The organism is Flavobacterium bizetiae (genome assembly GCF_024271895.1).
Taxonomy (GTDB): Bacteria; Bacteroidota; Bacteroidia; order Flavobacteriales; family Flavobacteriaceae; genus Flavobacterium; species Flavobacterium bizetiae.
The window spans coordinates 2244333-2261852 of the sequence record NZ_CP091861.1 but is presented as its reverse complement, the minus strand read 5'-3'; the positions used below and the strand labels follow the sequence as shown (position 1 = coordinate 2261852).

The window sequence follows — 17520 nt, the reverse complement described above, 5'->3', positions numbered from 1 at the left end:
TTAGACCAATTTACTTCTTTTTTCAAGAGGTTAAAAGTTTTTTCGCTACGAATTATTTTTTTTCTGCCACGAATTTCACGAATTACACTAATCTCTACTTTGTGCTTTTTAACAATTTCACGAATTAAAAATTCGAAAAATAAAATTCAGACATTTTAAAAAATTGGTGAAATTCGTGAAATTCGTGGCAAAAAAACTTTTTAAAACGGATATCCAATCGCGATATTTAATATCAGGTTGTCTTTTCGCCATGATCCGCTTCCGAAATTAATATCATCGATTACCCAGCGTTGACCATCCGGAAGAGATGGATTTCTAAGCGGGAAAGCAAAATCGGTTCTTAAAACTAAAAATGACAAATCGAAACGTAAACCTGCTCCGGCGCCTATGGCAATTTCTTTCATAAAATCTTTTGAGATTTCGGCTCCGGGTTTATCGGGATCGGCATGTAAAAGCCAAATATTTCCGGCATCTACAAACACGGCTCCTCTTACAATACTAAATAATTTTGCTCTATATTCTGTATTAAATTCCAGTTTTAAATCTGCTGATTGATCTGGTGTATAATTGTTGTTTACAGTTAGCGGAATGACATAACTTCCGGGCCCCAGAGTTCTGGCTCTAAAAGCTCGGATACTATTGGTTCCTCCCACTACAAATTGTTTTGATGTAGGCAGTGTTCTTGAATTTCCATAAGCCAATCCTGCTCCTACAATTAATCTGCTGGCCAATTCACTTTCTTTACCGAGTTTTAAATAATGCCTGAAATCAGATCTGATTTTCACATATTGACTAAACGGAACATCGAATATCGTTTTTACATCGTCTTTCTTATAACTTGCACCTGTAACCAATCCTGTAATATTTCCCGCCAAATCTAATTCACCATTAAAATAGAAAGTATTTTTTCGGCGTTTTTGCATCGTATTTGTATAAGTATAGCTATACGTTGGACCAAAAATCAATTGTTTTTCAATTACTTTTCCCAGCGCAGGATCATCTTTAATGTCTGCTAAATATTCCGGCGTAACATGATTAGGACTTACGTAGGTTACATCTATCACGTTTAGCTGATGTTCTTTCCTGATGTTTTCTTTCCACAAATATCCAAAAGAGGTATTAAAGGAATTAAGCGCATACAACTGTGTTCTTTTTTGATACTCGTATCGCAAAGCTACTTTTGTTCTTGGCACATATTCGCTATTTCCTTCAATATTAAACGGCGTTACAAATCTCGGCCAGGTTAAACTTGTTTCTGCTCCTAGTTTATAAATGTTCTTTCCTTTATTTACTCCGCCAAGCTGGAAATCGGCACCGCCAAAAATTGACACAGTAAATAATTCTGCGCCTTTTAGTAAGTTTCGATTATTCCAATTTAAGTTCAATTCTGTTCCGGTATAACTGGCTGAATTTGTTTTCCCTAAAACTTCAACACGAATAAACTTTTTAGGTAAAAGCGTAAGATAGTAATACGAATCTAAAGTCTTTGGAATACTATCCGACGGTTTAAATTCATTTTTTACAAAACTAAAAGTCCCCAGATTTACGAAACGATTTAAGGTTAAGTTATGGTCTTTTCTGTTATACAAATCTCCTTTCTTAAAATAGATCGTTCGATCGTAAACTCTTGGTTTAAATGTCTCTGTTGTATCTATAATCGTGAAATCTTTGTATTGCGTTATATTTTTTTGCCTGTAAACGGCACTATCATTTGAAAGAGAATAATTAGGATAAACAAAAATTTTGTTAATCTTATAGGCTGTAAGCGCTTTTGGCGGTGTATCGGGTTTTATTACCAACCTGATTTTTACTTCATGATCGCCTTTACTACTGTCTACCTGAGCCAAAAGATAATCCGGATTAAAGTAAAAATAGCCTTTCTCTTTAAGCCTTGCGTCAATTCGTTCTCTTTCGGCTTTTATAATATCCAGATCATACGGTTTTCCCACTTTCAATAAACTTCTTCGGCTTGATCTTCCAATGATTCTGGACATGGCCAATGAATCATCAGGAAAAGTCACGCTTTTAATGATGTATTGTTTTTTGGGTATAACGGTATATTCTGCTGTAACTCGTTTATTTCGAACAGTAGAATCAGCGCTGACACGGGTTTTAAAGTAACCTCGGTTTTCGGTAAAATTGCGCAGTACAGAAGCATTATAATCTAAATCGACTTTACTAAAAAGTACAGGCGGTTCACCTACTTTATTGCGAAGCCAATATCGGGTTCCTTTTTGTTTTTTAGGTTCGCCGGCCAAATTGTAAATCCATAATTTAGGGCGTAATCCTAAAATTTGTTTGTTGGGTTTTGGACGTAATAAACCTTCTAATTCTGTTTCGAGTGCTTTTCTTTCTTTTTTCTTAATCAAAGAATCTTTCACTGTTACAGAACCTCCTGTGTAAAGCAAATCGCCTTCCGGCAAGTACTTCGTATTACTGCAGCCTAAAACAAAAAACAGGCAAAACAGTACAAAATACTTTATATACCAATTTTCTATATACTTATGTTTTTTGTTCATTGCCTTCAATTTGATTCTCTTTTAATTCTTTTTCTTCTTTCTCTTTTTGCTTTCTTTTTTCTTTACGGATTTTTTCTTCTCTTATCATTTCCTTTTCCTGTTCTGAACGATGAAAAAGCTCTCTGAATTTGTTGTAACTCATGGTAATGATAAAAGCAACACCCGTTTCTACCACCTGACCTTCAACTGCTACCTGATATTGATTTTTTCTGTAGGCACGAACCATATAACGGCCGTCTTTTGTAAGCTGATAATCCAGCGCTACGTCTCCGGCAATATTGGTACTTTCTTCGTTGGCGCGTTCTGCTCCTTCAACGCCAAAGCTGCTTCCTACGGTTACTTTCAATCTGTCATCAAGCAGTTTTTTAGAAACAGCAACATTCAAATCGGTTCTGTTTTGCATGGTTCCGGAAGTGTAATCCTCTGTCGATTCTAAATCAAAATTAACTTCAAATCCGGTGATTAATTCTCCGGCAAGATTGTTTAATTGCTGCGAAAGAATTTTACTCACACTTTGTCTGGCGATAGATTCTGCATTTGTACCGCCGCTTTCACTAGCAAACGGATTCTCGCCTACAAATCGGTTTAATAATAAAAGGGCAAAAACCTGTTTGTTTAATTCTGCCGGATCTTGTTCTAATTGTTTCAGTTTCGTTTGCGTTAAAGTCACAACATCCGAAGAAACATCGTAATTACCATCCGGAAGCACAATTCCGAAAGAAATATCCGGTTTCATTAATTCTCCGTTCATTTTCAATAAAGTCTGAAACGGAAGTTTTTGTTTGTATGTATTTCGTACGGCTGAATTGTCGCTTGGAAGCTGATTCCCCAATAAATCAATTGGCGCAGCATTTACTTTATAAATTGCCGTAATATTTAAATTTGCCATTGTTGGTTCGCCATTCCAGGTAATAAAACTTCCTTTCTGGATATCGAATTTTCTTTTGATTCCGTTAAAGTTCATTTCATAAGCACCATCAGAGAACTCGTATTTACCTGTTAAAGTTGTTTTTCCTGATTTATCGATTCCTCCAACCAATTCGGCTTCACCTTTTAGTTTTAGATAATCACCGTTTCCTTTGTCAATAATCAATGTCAACTCAGCTTCTTTATCAATCGAAATGGCCACATTTACATCCATTCCTTTTACTTCAGACTGATCGAGTTTATTTTGCAAATCAACAGTTTGTTTCAAATACATATTATCTTCGTCGACAAACTCTACAATACCCTCACGATCTGCAATCGAAGGATCTGACTGTGGTAATACAACCGTAAATTTGGTTTCTTTATTTATTTTAATAGTTCCGTCGACAACCGGACTATCCAGATTTCCTTTGATATTTAGTTTTGTATCCAGGAACATATCGCCATAAAACAAATCATTATCGACTTCTTTAGAATGAATGGCTCTAAAATCATCAGCTGTAATTACTAAACCAAAATTATAGGCTTTGAAATCCGGAGATTGAATGGTTCCATCTACAGATAATTCGTTGTCATTTTCGTCATGAAGCGTAAACTTATCAAAAGTGATTACATCATTATTAAAAGTGATTTTTTCCTGATCTGTCTTGAAAAATGAATTCAGTTGCGTGATTCTAAATCCTGTATCATTAAAATTTAATTCGCCTGAAACTTTTGGACTTGACGCATTGCCTACAATTTTGAAATTTCCAGATAAATACCCCGTTCCATCCGTTACGTTGCCCATTGTAAATCCCTGAATACTTTTGATGTACAACTTACTCAAATCTAAATTGAAATCAAGATTTCCATCATCAATTTTATAATTTCCGGTCAGATTTACTTCGTTTCCTTCTCCCGTCAATGCTACATTTGCATTCAGTAAATTATCGGTTTTATTATCAACTTTTATTTCTATATCTCCTACCGCTTGTCCCTGAAAAGCAAATTGCTCTATTTTTAAATCAGAGGTAAAAGTAGGTTTCGTCATTACATTTTCGGCAACCGCATTTCCGTTAATCAAACCTTGCATCAAAAGCTGGTCTTTTTTAACGATGTTCATAATCGTCTCGATTTTGAAGTTGACAAAATCAACTCGTAATGGCGCATTATCCTGATCTCCTTGTGACTGAATTTTTAATTCGTTTCCGGAATTGGCCAAATAAAATTTATTGATGTACAATCTTTTTCCTCCAAATTCGATTGCATTTTCAGGATCAATATCCCATTTATCATAATTCAGCACAAAGTTTTCTGCATCAATTTTAAAGATGTTTTTAGAATCTTCTGTTTTAAATTCTCCGGCAATAAAATATTGCTGTTTGTCTTTTACATCTTTCACTTCAAGTGCATACGTCAAAAGATTATTCTCGACTTTTCCGGATAGACTCGTAAACGGAATTTTTAAAGAACCGCTTTCAATCGTTGCCACAGAAACACTATATTCTAAAGCATTTTCTTTGCCTTCAATATTAATTTTTCCGTCAGAAATAGTATTCTCAGCATAAACGATTCGCGGAATTGTTCCTTTTATTTCCAAAGAATCTGCAACGTTATTGTATTTTCCGGTAATATTAATAGGCTCTAAACCGGTTAATTTTGGAACCAATTTAAAAAGTATCGGATCATTGTCGATCTTTAATGTAAAAGCCAAACGTTGTTCGTCTGATTCTCCATTTACTTTCGGATTTTTCAGATCGATATATTTTGATAATGATTTTTTAATCGCTGCAGTTAAGGTTGTTAGTTTGTATTTTCCGTCAACTTCTGCTTTTAAAAACTGAGACGAAATTTTGATATTATTTCGGTTATTATCCGCGAAAGCGATAACTCTTACCGAATCTAAAACGATTGGTTCTGCCGCTTGCAAAATCTGAATGTTCGAAAGAAATACTTTTCCGTTTAAAAAATCAGGATTACTATTGGCAACATCTGCATCGATATTTCCGCGTAATTTCATTGGTCCGGCATGAAGATTCAGTTTTTCTAGATCGGCAATATCCAGGTTTAATTTTAATTTTATGGATGGATACTTTTCTTGTGTATTTCCGCTTGCCACCAAATCAAAATTTAAATTTGGATCGTTCATTCCTGATTTGACATCGAATGAACCGTTTGCGATATTTCCTTTTAAGGCTAAATCTTTATAAGTATATCGATTAAAAACGGCTTTCTGAACCAATCCGTCAAATTGAGCGCGAGCTGTTTTTGGGTCTAAACCATTTCCTTTTACTTTCGCTTTAAGCGTAATTTTTCCGATTGAATCGTTTTTGATTAATCGACCTAAATCAAAATCAAGCAAATAAACGGTTGCATCGTATTTCTCTTTTTTCTTAACGCGCTGATCAAATAAACCATCAACTTTGGCATTTCCGAAACTACTGTTTAAAGCCAGATTGGTTTTGAAATTCTGAACAGAACCTTTAAATTTTCCTTGTAAGTTTAATTGAGAAGGCAACTGAATATTCTTTGGGATTGTTTCTGTTGGCACAAACGAATATATATCTTTTGATGTACTTGAAACTTTCTTAATATCAAGATCATAATAAGCTTTTTGAGCATCCGGCAAACCAGTTATTTTCCCCGAAAGGGAAACTTTTGTAGTTCCTATTCCGCTCATTTCGAATTGCGGAATGTTCAGGTCTTTTATTTTTCCGCTCAAGCGCGTATTCACATACAAAATCGCATTTGGGTTGCTTTTAAATGGATTCGTTTTTTGCAAATCCGGAACAAAAAGCAAAATGTCTTTAAAGCCAATTTTTGACTGATTTAGATTTGCATCTAAAGAAAGGTTTCCTAATTCTTTAGAAATTGTTGCGATCGAATTGTAGCTTACTTTTACTTTGTTTTGCAATAAAGTTTGCGGTGTTTTTAAATACAAATCGTTCAGATAGGCATTTTTTGGTCCGTAAAAGAAATTAGTTTTTAGAGACTGAATCTCTAATCCGCTTTTTTCGTTTGCGGTTAATGTTTTTATGTTTCCAGAAATCGTATCATTTCCGTAATATAGTTGCTCTGCTTTAAAATTGAATTTATTCAAATCAAGATGACTGTAATCAATTCCTTTTAAAACGGGTTTCGATTGCATATCATCAAATTTGAAAGCGACATCTTGTATATCGACATCGTTTAATTTTACTTTCCAACCGGCTTGTTTAATTGCGGTTGAATCTAAATTAGGGGTTTTAATTTCTTTGTCTTTTGCGCCTAATCGTAAATTTCCGCTTAGATTTTTTAGTTCGAAAGAATCGAAATCCAACAACTGATTGTTCAGATCTATTTTGTTTACCGATAAATTAAGATTGCCTAATTTAATTCCTGAATCAAGTTTGGAATCTTTATTATCATAAGCAATATCAATTTTAGACAAACTGATTTTGCCTAAGTTCAAGTTGAAATCGTTTCTTTTCGAAATGGTGTCAACGGTTTTTACAGATACTTCGGCAATTTTTTCGACAACATCCTGATCTAAAACTAATTTCAATCCGTTTAGATTGATATTTGGAATGTCGAATTTCATTTTATCCAAATCGAATTCTTTGAATTTGGTATCGAAATGCGTAAGGTTTACTTTGATGTCATTCTTAGAAAAATCATCTTTGAAGTTGAATTTGACATTATCCAGATTTACTTTTACAACTGAAATTGTAAATGGTTTCGCATTTGGATCTTTAACTTTTGGTTCTTTTGATTCAAAAGCTTTTATGATATAATCAAAATTGAATGCGCCGTTTTTATTTCTGGAAATATTTGCCGTAACATTTTCCAGCGAAACGGAGTTGATTTCTAATTCACTGCTTACTAATTTAAACAAGTCTACATCGACTTCTAAACGTTTACCTGCCAACAAAGTATCTTTTTTTTGATCTTCAAAATAGAAACCTTCCAGCACTACATCTTTAGGAAATTTGATCGAAATATGATCTAATGAAACTTTGGTTTTTATTTTCCCCTGCAGGTAAGTAATGGCTTTGTCCTTGGCAAAATTCTGAATAGACGGAACCTGAATTAAAACAATTAAAAGCAATAAAAGTGCAATGATAGAAACCACGCACCATAGTAGTATACGTAGTGTTTTTTTAAGAAAATGAATGGGTTTCTTATTCATAAGTCAATAAAACACGATTAGATTAAAGTTGCGTTATTATAAAGCTGTATTTATACAGTTTACAAAATTGGGAATTTTAAACTTTAACAATTTACATAATTACGCGCAATTATTCTAGAATTTTACTGACAAATAATTATTTTCTTACTTTTAATTTACTGTGAAGGCACAAAGACACTCAGTTTTTCAATTACTGAACTCTGTATTAAACAATATAACTAAAATTTAATGTGTGTCCATTTTTCTTGTATCGCACTTATTTTTTGCTGAAGTTTAGCTAAGAATTTCTGATGTTGGTCTGATTCAGGATTAAAGCTTCTATGACGCAGACTTTTTTGAATTTCTGAAACTTCCTGCAGGGTTGAAATACTTTCTTCTGAAATATAGTTTTCACTGAATTTGTGCCAGATATAATCAATTGCCACCTGATTGGGATGCAGCATATCTTCGGCATAAAAACGATAATCGCGAAGTTCGTCCATCATGATTTCATATGAAGGGAAATATTCTAATTTTAGATTGTTGATATTAGATTTTAGATTGAAATGAACCGCCGCAAACAAATGCGATTTACTCAGTTGATTTTCTGCAAAACCATCTTTGATATGGCGTACGGGAGAAACGGTAAAAATAAAATTGATGTCCGGATTTAAAACCTGAATTAACTCAATGGTATTTTGAATGCTTTTCTGGATTACTTCAATCGGTAATAATTCTTTAGAGAATTGTTTTTGAGGTACTTTATGGCAATTGGCCACGATATCATCACTTTCTAAATTTCGGTAAATCCAGGAAGTTCCGTAAGTAATGATAATATGTGTGGCTTCTTTTAATTTTTTATTGGTTTCTGAAATGGCTTTATTCAAAGTTTCCAGTAATTCCTGTCGATCTGAATTGCTTAAATCAGAATGCACTTCGTAACTGTGCCAGCGTTCGTTATAAAAGAAAACATCTTTCTCTGTATAAAATTCCTCCCTAACTATTCGGTTAATTATTTTCTCGATCGAAACAGGATTAAAAATAATCCCAAACGGATTGGTAACATTCTGAAATTTAAAATAATCGAATTTCTCTGCCATATTTTCGGCAAAACAAGAACCAAGAGAAATTACTTTCGAATTATAATCGATCGGATTATTCGATTTAGAAATTGGTATTTGGGTTCTGAATTGCATGGCTTTTTATTTTAAATACGAATTTCACCAATTTTCACCAATAAAAAAACCAAATACAGAAGTATTTGGTTTTGGTAGATTTTTTAAATTTTAAAACTAATAAGTATACTCATTAGTTCTTGCAATTGTAATTCCGTCATTTTTATAAGCTGTATTTTTTACAGGATAACCTTTTTCATTATAAGTCAATTCTCTTTTGTAAACACTTGATTCATTATTAACACTATATGAAGCAGTATACTTTACAACGTTATTTACTGAACTTAATGATCCCTCGCCTTCGCTATGATCTTTTAATAAGCTGAAACCTAAAATGTTTTTTAAAGGATTATTTTTAGTATCATACTCATAAACAGCAGTAAAAGAAGTATTAAATTCTGTGTTTGTTTCTACACTTTTAACTAAATTACCGTTGGCAAAAGTAAGTACTTCAACATAGTTGCTTTTTTCCTCGACTCCTGTTTTAGCATTAGTTTGATATCTTTCTACTTTTATTGTTCCATCAGCATTGTGAGTAAATACTCTTCTGTTTCTATATTGTCCATCAGGATAAGCAGTCGAAAAAGCTTCTGCATAAGACGAAGAAACTAATTTACCATTTGCATATGTATAAGTCGTTTGGTCACTTATTATATCTTTTCCCTTTACACTTTCTGTATCGTAATTTACTTCTTTTACAATAAGATCACCATCATAAGTATAATCCGTTCTTCCAAATTCGTCTGTTGTACTTACAATTTTATTGCCATTATACTTAAAGGTATAGTTAGCATTCTCAGATGGAAAAGCAATATCTGTATATTTTAATGTTTTAGGCAAAATTGTATCTTCTGCATTTTCAGTGTTGTTATCATCGCTCGAACAAGAAGCAAATGTTAAAGCAGCAACTACAAAAAGGAATAATTGTTTTTTCATTTTTTAGAGGTTAAATATTAATAATTGATGGCAAATATAATAGATAGTACATTTAAATTGATAAGAATTTTCAACAAATAAATGATAGGATAAATTTGAAAATCTTTCCAATAAAAAAACCAAATACACAAGCATTTGGTTTTATATTGATATTTAAATTTTAAAACTAGTACGTATATTCTATTTCGTATTCTATTGATTTACCTCCTCCATCAAATGAAGTCCTTCTTAAAGGATAACCATTCTCATTATAGGTATAGCTTGTTAAATACGTCGCCACTTTTGTATCCTCAGAAGATGTTACGGTTGTTTTTAAAATATTATTTTTCCCAAAATAGCTCACTTCATTAAATAGCAGGTCGAAACCTAAAATACTTTTAAGAGGATTATTTTTAGTGTCATATTCAAAAACCAATGTAGTTGTTACTGATTTAAATGTTTGCTCTTCTTTTACCAGATTACCATCTTTATAAGTCAAAGTACCTACGCTGGTTTGAATTTCTATTTCTGTTTTAGCATTAATCGAATAGTTTATATATGAAATTTGTCCATTCAAATTATGTGTATAGACCGTTTTTATAATATATTCTCCATTAGGATATTCTTTACTAAAAAGTATTCTATGAATTCGCGTTTTTAATTTTCCATTTTCATAACTATATTCAACTACTTTATCCGCAGTTTTATTTCCCTTTTCATCTATATCAAACACTTCTTGTTTTGTTATGATGTCACCGTTGTAGGTAAATATTGTTTTTGAATCAGAGTCGGTTATATCTACAATTTTCTTACCGTCAAACTTAAGCGTACTGGTACTATTGGTTCCTAAAGATGGATTAGGATACAGATATGAAACTGTTTTAGGAAAAACAAGATTTTCCTGCGAAGGAGTATCATCATCACTTGAACAGGATATTAATAAGAAAGTAAAGGCTCCAAAAAGAAGTAAAAGTTTTTTCATGCGGGTGTTTTTTTGTGGTGGTAAATTTAGATTAAAATAAAAAACAAAACATTTAAAATAATTAACATTTTTAATAACATAAATCAACTTCACAAACTCAAACTATTCACTACTTTTGCATCTTCTATTTTTTTAACATTCTCTCTATATGAAATTATTATATTCTTATATAATCAAACACAAATTGCTATTGCTTTTTGCGTTGATTATGGCTTCTATAAACATTTGTTTCAGTTTATCAGACTCTATTATTACCGGTAAATTAATGCAGGATTGCGGTGTTGGTTTACATAAATACGAAGGAAATGAAATTGGTTTTATAAAATCTTTATCCTTCTGGCTTGGTCTTTCTCTTGGTGCTGCAATGATTTCCAGAATTACCAAAAATTTTCAGGATTATTTTACTAATGTGGTAATTCAACGAACCGGAGCTCAGATGTATACTGACGGAATCAAAAAGTCTCTTGATTTACCCTATGCAGAATTCGAAGATCAACGAAGTGGTGAAACTTTAAGTAAGTTAACCAAAGTTCGATCTGATTCTGAAAAACTGATTACGCTTTCGATCTCTCTTATTTTTCAAACTATCATCGGATTTATATTTGTAATTGTGTATGTGGCCCGAATCGATTATCGTATTTCGATTATCTTTTTGATCACGGCTCCAATTATTGCATTAATTAGTTCTTATTTAGGTAAAAAAATAAAGATTGTTTCCCGAAAAATTGTGAATCAGACCAATGCTTTGGCAGGTTCTACAACCGAAAGTTTGAGAAATATCGAATTGGTAAAAAGTCTTGGATTAACGTATCAGGAAGAAAAACGTCTGAACTTAAATACGTTTAAAATCCTTCAACTTGAACTGGAGAAAATCCGTTTTATCAGAAGTTTGAGTTTTATTCAGGGAACAACCGTTCACTTTTTAAGAACTTGCGTGGTTTTTACTTTGTACTATTTCTTGTTTGGAAATAAAATTATTGTAGGCGATCTGTTAACGATGGTTTTCTTTACTTTCTTCATTTTTGGACCTTTGCAGGAATTAGGAAATTTTATCATTGCCTTAAATGAAACTAAGGTTTCTATGGAGAATTTCAAAACTTTATTAAGCGCTCCAAAAGAATTTCGTCCGAAGAATCCAAAACATGTTGGAGCCATTCAGTCTTTATTATTTTCGAATGTGAGTTTTCAGCATAAAACAGCTAAATTTAAAGCTGTTGAAAATATTAATTTTGAAATTAAACAAGGAGAAACCGTTGCTTTTGTTGGCCCGTCAGGATCCGGAAAAACAACTTTGGTTAAACTATTAGTAGGATTGTATACTCCCGCCGAAGGTCAGGTACTGTATAATGAAATTGATTCTACCGAAATTGATTTACTTGATCTAAGAAAACAATTAGGATTCGTTACTCAAGATGCTCAATTATTCTCCGGAACCATTCGCGAAAACTTACTATTCGTGCGACCTAACGCAACTGATGAAGATTTATATGATGCATTAAAACGTGCCAGTTGCGAAAAATTGCTACAACGTGCCGAAGATGGCCTAAACACTACAATTGGTGAAGGCGGAATTAAAGTTTCAGGTGGAGAAAAACAACGTTTATCTATCGCTCGTGCTATTTTAAGAAACCCGAATTTATTGATTTTTGATGAAGCAACTTCTGCCCTGGATTCGATTACCGAAGAAGAAATTAATGCTACAATTAGAAATATATCCGATCAAAACAGAATCACGGTTTTAATTGCACACAGATTGTCTACCGTAATGCATGCTGATAAAATATTTGTACTTGAACAGGGTAAAATTATTGAATCAGGTAAACATGACGATTTGATTGTCGAGAAAGGTTTGTATTACGCTATGTGGCGTCAGCAAATTGGAGAAAGAAAGTGATTTTTTTTAATCGCGCAAAGACGCAGAGCCGCAAAGTTTTTTTTTAAGCTTTGCGGCTTTTCTTTTTTTATTGAATAAACTTTTATCTCAATCTAAATGTGAAGATAAAATTGCGCAAAGCCTCAGACTCGCAAAGTTTTTGTCTCAACTCCAACATCTTGTGCTAGTTTTTTATTGATTAATCTAAAGATTATTGACAATTCTTGTAATACCGAACTTAATCAAAGGAACATTAAAATTTATCAACAAACCTAATTTCATTTTTGTAATTTTCAAATATGTCATAATTTGTTTTGCATGAACTTCTGTTATTTTTTCAATTGATTTAATTTCTAAAATCAATTTATTCTCGATTATTAAATCAGTTCGAAAACCAATATCAAGTTTAATTTCATCCCAAATAACTGGAATTGCTTTTTGTCTTTCTACAAATAATCCTTTTTTAGTTAATTCGTGATATAAAATTGATTCATAAACCGATTCTAACAAGCCAGGCCCAAGTTTTACATGCATTTTGTAACAGATATCGACTACGATACCTGAAATTTCGTTTTCAGTCATACTTAAAAAATAAAGTATAAACTTACAAATTTAATTTTTCTAAAATAAAAAAGTCGCAAAGTCTTTAAAAAAACTTTGCGACTCTGCGTCTTTGCGCGAAATATAAAATAACGTTTTACAAATTTCTTAAACCGTTACTTTACAAAATCAACTGCGTGTGCCAAAGCCTCAGCGATTCCAGCAACATTTTTACCTTTTCCGGATGCGAAGAAAGGTTGCCCCCCTCCGTTTCCTTCAATATATTTTCCTAATTCTTTGATAACTGCATTTGCATTTAAGCTTTTGCTTGCTACTAATTCTTTAGCGATATAACAGTGAATATTTGGCAAACCATCTTCTACAGAAGCTAAAAACACAAATGAATCTGGTTTTGAACTTCCTAAAGCAGAAGCCAGCTCTTTTGTTGATGCCATGCTTAAATCTACTTGTTTTGCAAGGAAATTTACTCCGTTTACTTCCTGAAAATCTTTCTCTAATTCAGATTTTAAAGCATTTACTTTTTCTTTTAGTAATTGCTCGATTTGCTTCTTCAATTTAGCATTATCATCTTGAAGTGAAGCCACAGATTTTAAAATATCCTGTGGATTTTTTAATGTCTCTTTGATTTCAGATAAAGTATTCTCCTGATTTTTATAGAAATCTTTTACTGCATCACCTGTAATTGCTTCAATACGACGAATTCCTGCTGCTACTGCACCTTCAGAAATGATTTTGAAATGCCAGATTTCTGCTGTGTTTTTCACGTGAATTCCACCGCAAAGTTCTTTACTGTCACCAAATTCAATCATACGAACATTATCTCCGTATTTCTCTCCAAATAAAGCCATTGCACCTTTATCTAATGCTTCTTTAATTGGGATATTTCTGTGTTCTACCAATTGTAATTGTGCTTCAATTTGTGCATTTACACTTGCTTCAACCTGACGTAATTCTTCGTCTGAAACTTTAGAAAAATGCGAAAAGTCAAAACGTAAATAATTTGGGTTTACCAAGGAACCTTTTTGCTCTACGTGAGTTCCAAGAAGGTTTCTTAAAGCCAAATGCATTAAGTGCGTAGCAGAGTGATTTTTTGAAGTTGCACCTCTTAAATCGGTATTTACTTTTGCTACAAAACCAGCTTCAATATTTTCAGGCAATTGTTTTGCGAAATGCAAAATCAAATTGTTCTCTTTCTTCGTATCAATGATTTCGATTGTTTCGTTTGCCGAAACTAAAGTTCCTTTATCTCCAACTTGTCCTCCTCCTTCCGGATAAAATGGTGTATTATCTAAAACGATTTGGTATAAAATTCCATCTTTCTTAGAATCAACTTTACGAATTCTGGTAATTTTTACCTCATTTTCTACCTGATCGTAACCAACGAAAGTTTCTACATTTCCAGGAATCAAAACTGACCAGTCTTCTGTTGAAACTTCTGATGCTGCACGTGAACGATTTTTTTGTTCCTGCATCGATGCATCAAATTCAGCTTCATTAAAAGACATTCCTTTTTCTTTTAAAATTAAAGCTGTTAAATCTTTCGGGAAACCAAAAGTATCGTACAATTCGAATGCTTTTGCTCCAGAAACTTCTAAACCTTTAGTTTGTGCAATTACATTGTCTAACAATTGTAATCCCTGATCAAGGGTTCTTAAAAAAGAAGCTTCTTCTTCGCGAATTACATTCGTAACCAATTGTTGTTGCGATTTGATTTCCGGGAAAAATTCCCCCATTTGATTCGCTAAAACTTCAACCAATTTATTGATAAAAGGTTCTTTTGTACCTAAGAAAGTAAATCCGTAACGAATTGCACGACGCAAAATTCTACGAATTACATAACCAGCTCCGGTATTTGATGGTAATTGTCCGTCGGCAATTGCAAAAGCTACTGCACGCACGTGATCTACAATTACACGAATCGCAATATTGGTTTTATTTTGTTCTTCTGAGATGTTTTTTACTTCGTCAGATGTATATTTTAAACCTGTAATTTGTTCTACTTTCTCGATAAGCGGTGTAAAAACATCTGTATCATAATTAGATGTTTTTCCTTGCAAAGCCATACACAAACGCTCAAATCCCATTCCGGTATCTACGTGTTGTGCAGGAAGTTTTTCTAGAGATCCATCAGCTTTACGGTTGAATTCCATGAATACATTATTCCAGATTTCAACTACTTGCGGGTGATCATTATTTACTAAGCTTTTTCCTGAAACTAATGCTTTTTCTTCTTCTGAACGTAAATCAACGTGAATTTCAGAACAAGGTCCGCATGGTCCCTGATCCCCCATTTCCCAGAAATTATCTTTTTTATTTCCAAGAATAATTCTGTCTTCATCGATTAATGTTTTCCAGATATCCCAAGCTTCCTGATCAAAAGGAACATTATCTTCTTTGCTTCCTTCAAAAACAGAAACATATAGATTTTCTTTTGGAATTTTATAAACTTCAGTCAATAAAGTCCAGGCCCAGTTGATTGCTTCTTTTTTGAAATAATCTCCAAAAGACCAGTTCCCTAACATTTCGAACATGGTATGGTGATACGTATCAAAACCTACATCTTCAAGATCATTATGTTTACCTGAAACACGAAGACATTTTTGCGTATCGGCTATTCTTTTGCTTTTTGGTGTTCCGTTTCCTAAAAAATATTCTTTAAACTGGGCCATTCCCGAGTTGTTGAACATTAAGGTTGGATCATCTTTAAGTACAATAGGAGCCGACGGAACGATTAAGTGCCCGTTGCTTTTAAAAAAATCTAAAAATTGTTTACGTACGTCTTGTGATTTCATGTTTATTAATGAGATAATTTGAAAATTTGTCAATTAGATAATTCATCAATCTGAAAATGTGATTATTAGAAAATTTCAATTAAAAACTTAAAATTTAAAACAATAAATTTTATTTTTAATACATTATCTAATTATCAAATTGACACATTATCTAATTATTTTATTCTTGAAAAAAAGCTTCGAACAACTGAAACATTTATTAAATTTGTTCGACTAACTTATTTTACAAGCTGCAAAAATAGGGTATTTTAAAATATGGCGAAAGTAAAATATTATTACGACTCAGAAAATCTGGCTTATACGAAAATAAAAACCAGAAAAAGAATCAAAATCGGTTACGCATTACTGTTTTTGCTGGCTTCGGCATTATTTGGTTTTTTAGTTTTTGTACTATTAATTAACACTCCTTATTTCGAAACACCAAAAGATCGTTTACAAGCACGTGAGATTGAAAATTTGAAATTGCAATATGCCATTTTAAACAAAAAAATGGATGAAATTGATGATGTAACCGAGGCATTAGAAAACAGGGACAACAATATATACAGGGTTTATTTTAATAAAACTGAAATTCCGGATTCGATCAGGAAAGCGGGTTTTAGAGATCCTAAACGTTATAAAGATTTAGAAGGTTACAACAATTCGCAATTGGTATTAAACACCACAAAACGAATTGACAGATTATCGAAAGAATTGGCTATTCAGTCTAAATCATTAGATGAAATTTTGAAACTGGCGAGTACAAAAGGCAATCTGTTACTGGCAATTCCTGCCATTCAGCCTGTCAGGAATGAAAATTTAAAACGAATGGCTTCGGGTTTCGGATATAGAACTGACCCTTTCACGAAAGTGCGAAAAATGCATAACGGAATGGATTTCACTGCCAATACAGGTTCTCCGGTTTATGCCACAGGCGATGGTGTTGTAGAAAGAGCTGATGCCTCTGCCTCGGGATTTGGAAATCATGTTGTGATCAGGCATGGTTTTGGATACGAAAGTTTGTATGCGCATTTAAGCAAATACAATTGCAGAGCGGGACAACACGTAAAACGAGGAGATGTTATTGGGTACGTAGGAAGTACAGGAAGATCTGAAGGGCCGCATTGTCATTATGAAGTACATAAAGACGGAAAAGTCGTGAATCCGCTGAATTTTTATTACGGGAATATTTCGGCTGCAGAATACGTTGCTATTTCGCAAATGGCCAACCAGGAAAACCAGTCATTAGATTAATCCTCCAAAAAGTAGTATTTTTGGATAAAATAGAAAATTAAAAAAACATGCATATTGAGCTTTCAAAAGATAAAAGGTATTATAGCATTGGCGAAGTTGCCAAAGCTTTTAATGTCAATGCATCATTGATTCGGTTTTGGGATAGCGAATTTGACATTTTGAAACCTAAAAAAAATGCCAAGGGCAACAGAATGTTTACGCCCGAGGATATCACCAATCTGCAATTAATATATCATTTAGTTAAAGAAAGAGGTTTTACACTTGATGGCGCGAGAACCCATTTGAAAGAGGGTCAGAAGAAAACATTAGATAAATTCGAAATAATACGTAAATTAGAGACCATAAAAACGCAATTGAACGAAATTAAAAACGAATTATAGTATATTTATTAAAAAATTAGAAACAAACTTAAATTAA

10 protein-coding genes are annotated in these 17520 nt (G+C 32.9%); 3 read left to right on the top strand and 7 right to left on the bottom strand.

Features of this window, described 5'->3' with window-relative positions:
* Positions 1-200: 200 nt before the first annotated feature.
* The 5 genes from tamL to L0669_RS09960 all read right to left on the bottom strand — a co-directional run bounded on the left by tamL (position 201) and on the right by L0669_RS09960 (position 10644).
* Positions 201-2519, bottom strand: coding sequence for a translocation and assembly module lipoprotein TamL (gene tamL, locus L0669_RS09980; protein WP_263763163.1), 2319 nt, complete (start codon positions 2517-2519; stop codon positions 201-203).
* Entirely contained in the window at positions 2503-7593 is a 5091-nt protein-coding gene (locus L0669_RS09975) for a translocation/assembly module TamB domain-containing protein (protein WP_263763161.1), read from the bottom strand. Before L0669_RS09975 ends, tamL begins: the two co-directional genes overlap by 17 nt.
* 218 nt (positions 7594-7811) lie before the next feature.
* Positions 7812-8768, bottom strand: a complete 957-nt coding sequence (locus tag L0669_RS09970) for a GSCFA domain-containing protein (RefSeq protein WP_263763159.1) — start codon at positions 8766-8768, stop codon at positions 7812-7814.
* A 96-nt stretch (positions 8769-8864) separates the two neighbouring features.
* Positions 8865-9683, bottom strand: a complete 819-nt coding sequence (locus L0669_RS09965; RefSeq protein WP_263763157.1) for a hypothetical protein — start codon at positions 9681-9683, stop codon at positions 8865-8867.
* 166 nt (positions 9684-9849) lie between these two features.
* Positions 9850-10644 carry a hypothetical protein gene (locus tag L0669_RS09960; protein WP_263763155.1) on the bottom strand — a complete coding sequence of 265 codons (795 nt, stop codon included), beginning with the start codon at positions 10642-10644 and terminating at the stop codon, positions 9850-9852.
* Between the two features lie 148 nt (positions 10645-10792).
* On the opposite strand from L0669_RS09960, the gene L0669_RS09955 reads away from it, so the two are divergent.
* Positions 10793-12538, top strand: a complete 1746-nt coding sequence (locus L0669_RS09955) for an ABC transporter ATP-binding protein (RefSeq protein WP_173972421.1) — start codon at positions 10793-10795, stop codon at positions 12536-12538.
* A gap of 183 nt (positions 12539-12721) precedes the next feature.
* Here the strand turns inward: L0669_RS09955 and L0669_RS09950 are convergent, their stop codons facing one another.
* Both L0669_RS09950 and alaS read right to left on the bottom strand, forming a co-directional pair.
* Positions 12722-13099 carry a GxxExxY protein gene (locus tag L0669_RS09950; RefSeq protein WP_173972420.1) on the bottom strand — a complete coding sequence of 126 codons (378 nt, stop codon included), beginning with the start codon at positions 13097-13099 and terminating at the stop codon, positions 12722-12724.
* Positions 13100-13233: 134 nt separating this feature from the next.
* The gene (gene alaS / locus L0669_RS09945) at positions 13234-15870 is read right to left on the bottom strand and encodes an alanine--tRNA ligase (RefSeq protein ID WP_263763153.1); all 2637 of its coding nucleotides are present in this window, start codon (positions 15868-15870) and stop codon (positions 13234-13236) included.
* A gap of 255 nt (positions 15871-16125) precedes the next feature.
* Here alaS and L0669_RS09940 point away from each other — a divergent pair, with 255 nt between their 5' ends.
* Together L0669_RS09940 and L0669_RS09935 are read left to right on the top strand one after the other, a co-directional pair.
* Positions 16126-17103 carry a peptidoglycan DD-metalloendopeptidase family protein gene (locus L0669_RS09940; protein ID WP_065448309.1) on the top strand — a complete coding sequence of 326 codons (978 nt, stop codon included), beginning with the start codon at positions 16126-16128 and terminating at the stop codon, positions 17101-17103.
* A 47-nt stretch (positions 17104-17150) separates the two neighbouring features.
* A complete protein-coding gene (locus L0669_RS09935; RefSeq protein WP_055094707.1) occupies positions 17151-17483 on the top strand; it encodes a MerR family transcriptional regulator in 333 nt (110 codons plus the stop codon).
* The last annotated feature ends 37 nt before the right edge of the window (positions 17484-17520 follow it).

Excerpts from the sequence above, each read along its gene's own strand:
- alaS (WP_263763153.1), bottom strand. The coding sequence starts at position 15,870 with ATGAAATCACAAGACGTACGTAAACAATTTTTAGATTTTTTTAAAAGC.
- L0669_RS09955 (WP_173972421.1), top strand. The coding sequence starts at position 10,793 with ATGAAATTATTATATTCTTATATAATCAAACACAAATTGCTATTGCTT.
- L0669_RS09960 (WP_263763155.1), bottom strand. The coding sequence starts at position 10,644 with ATGAAAAAACTTTTACTTCTTTTTGGAGCCTTTACTTTCTTATTAATA.
- L0669_RS09975 (WP_263763161.1), bottom strand. The coding sequence starts at position 7,593 with ATGAATAAGAAACCCATTCATTTTCTTAAAAAAACACTACGTATACTA.
- L0669_RS09950 (WP_173972420.1), bottom strand. The coding sequence starts at position 13,099 with ATGACTGAAAACGAAATTTCAGGTATCGTAGTCGATATCTGTTACAAA.
- L0669_RS09970 (WP_263763159.1), bottom strand. The coding sequence starts at position 8,768 with ATGCAATTCAGAACCCAAATACCAATTTCTAAATCGAATAATCCGATC.
- L0669_RS09935 (WP_055094707.1), top strand. The coding sequence starts at position 17,151 with ATGCATATTGAGCTTTCAAAAGATAAAAGGTATTATAGCATTGGCGAA.
- L0669_RS09940 (WP_065448309.1), top strand. The coding sequence starts at position 16,126 with ATGGCGAAAGTAAAATATTATTACGACTCAGAAAATCTGGCTTATACG.
- tamL (WP_263763163.1), bottom strand. The coding sequence starts at position 2,519 with ATGAACAAAAAACATAAGTATATAGAAAATTGGTATATAAAGTATTTT.
- L0669_RS09965 (WP_263763157.1), bottom strand. The coding sequence starts at position 9,683 with ATGAAAAAACAATTATTCCTTTTTGTAGTTGCTGCTTTAACATTTGCT.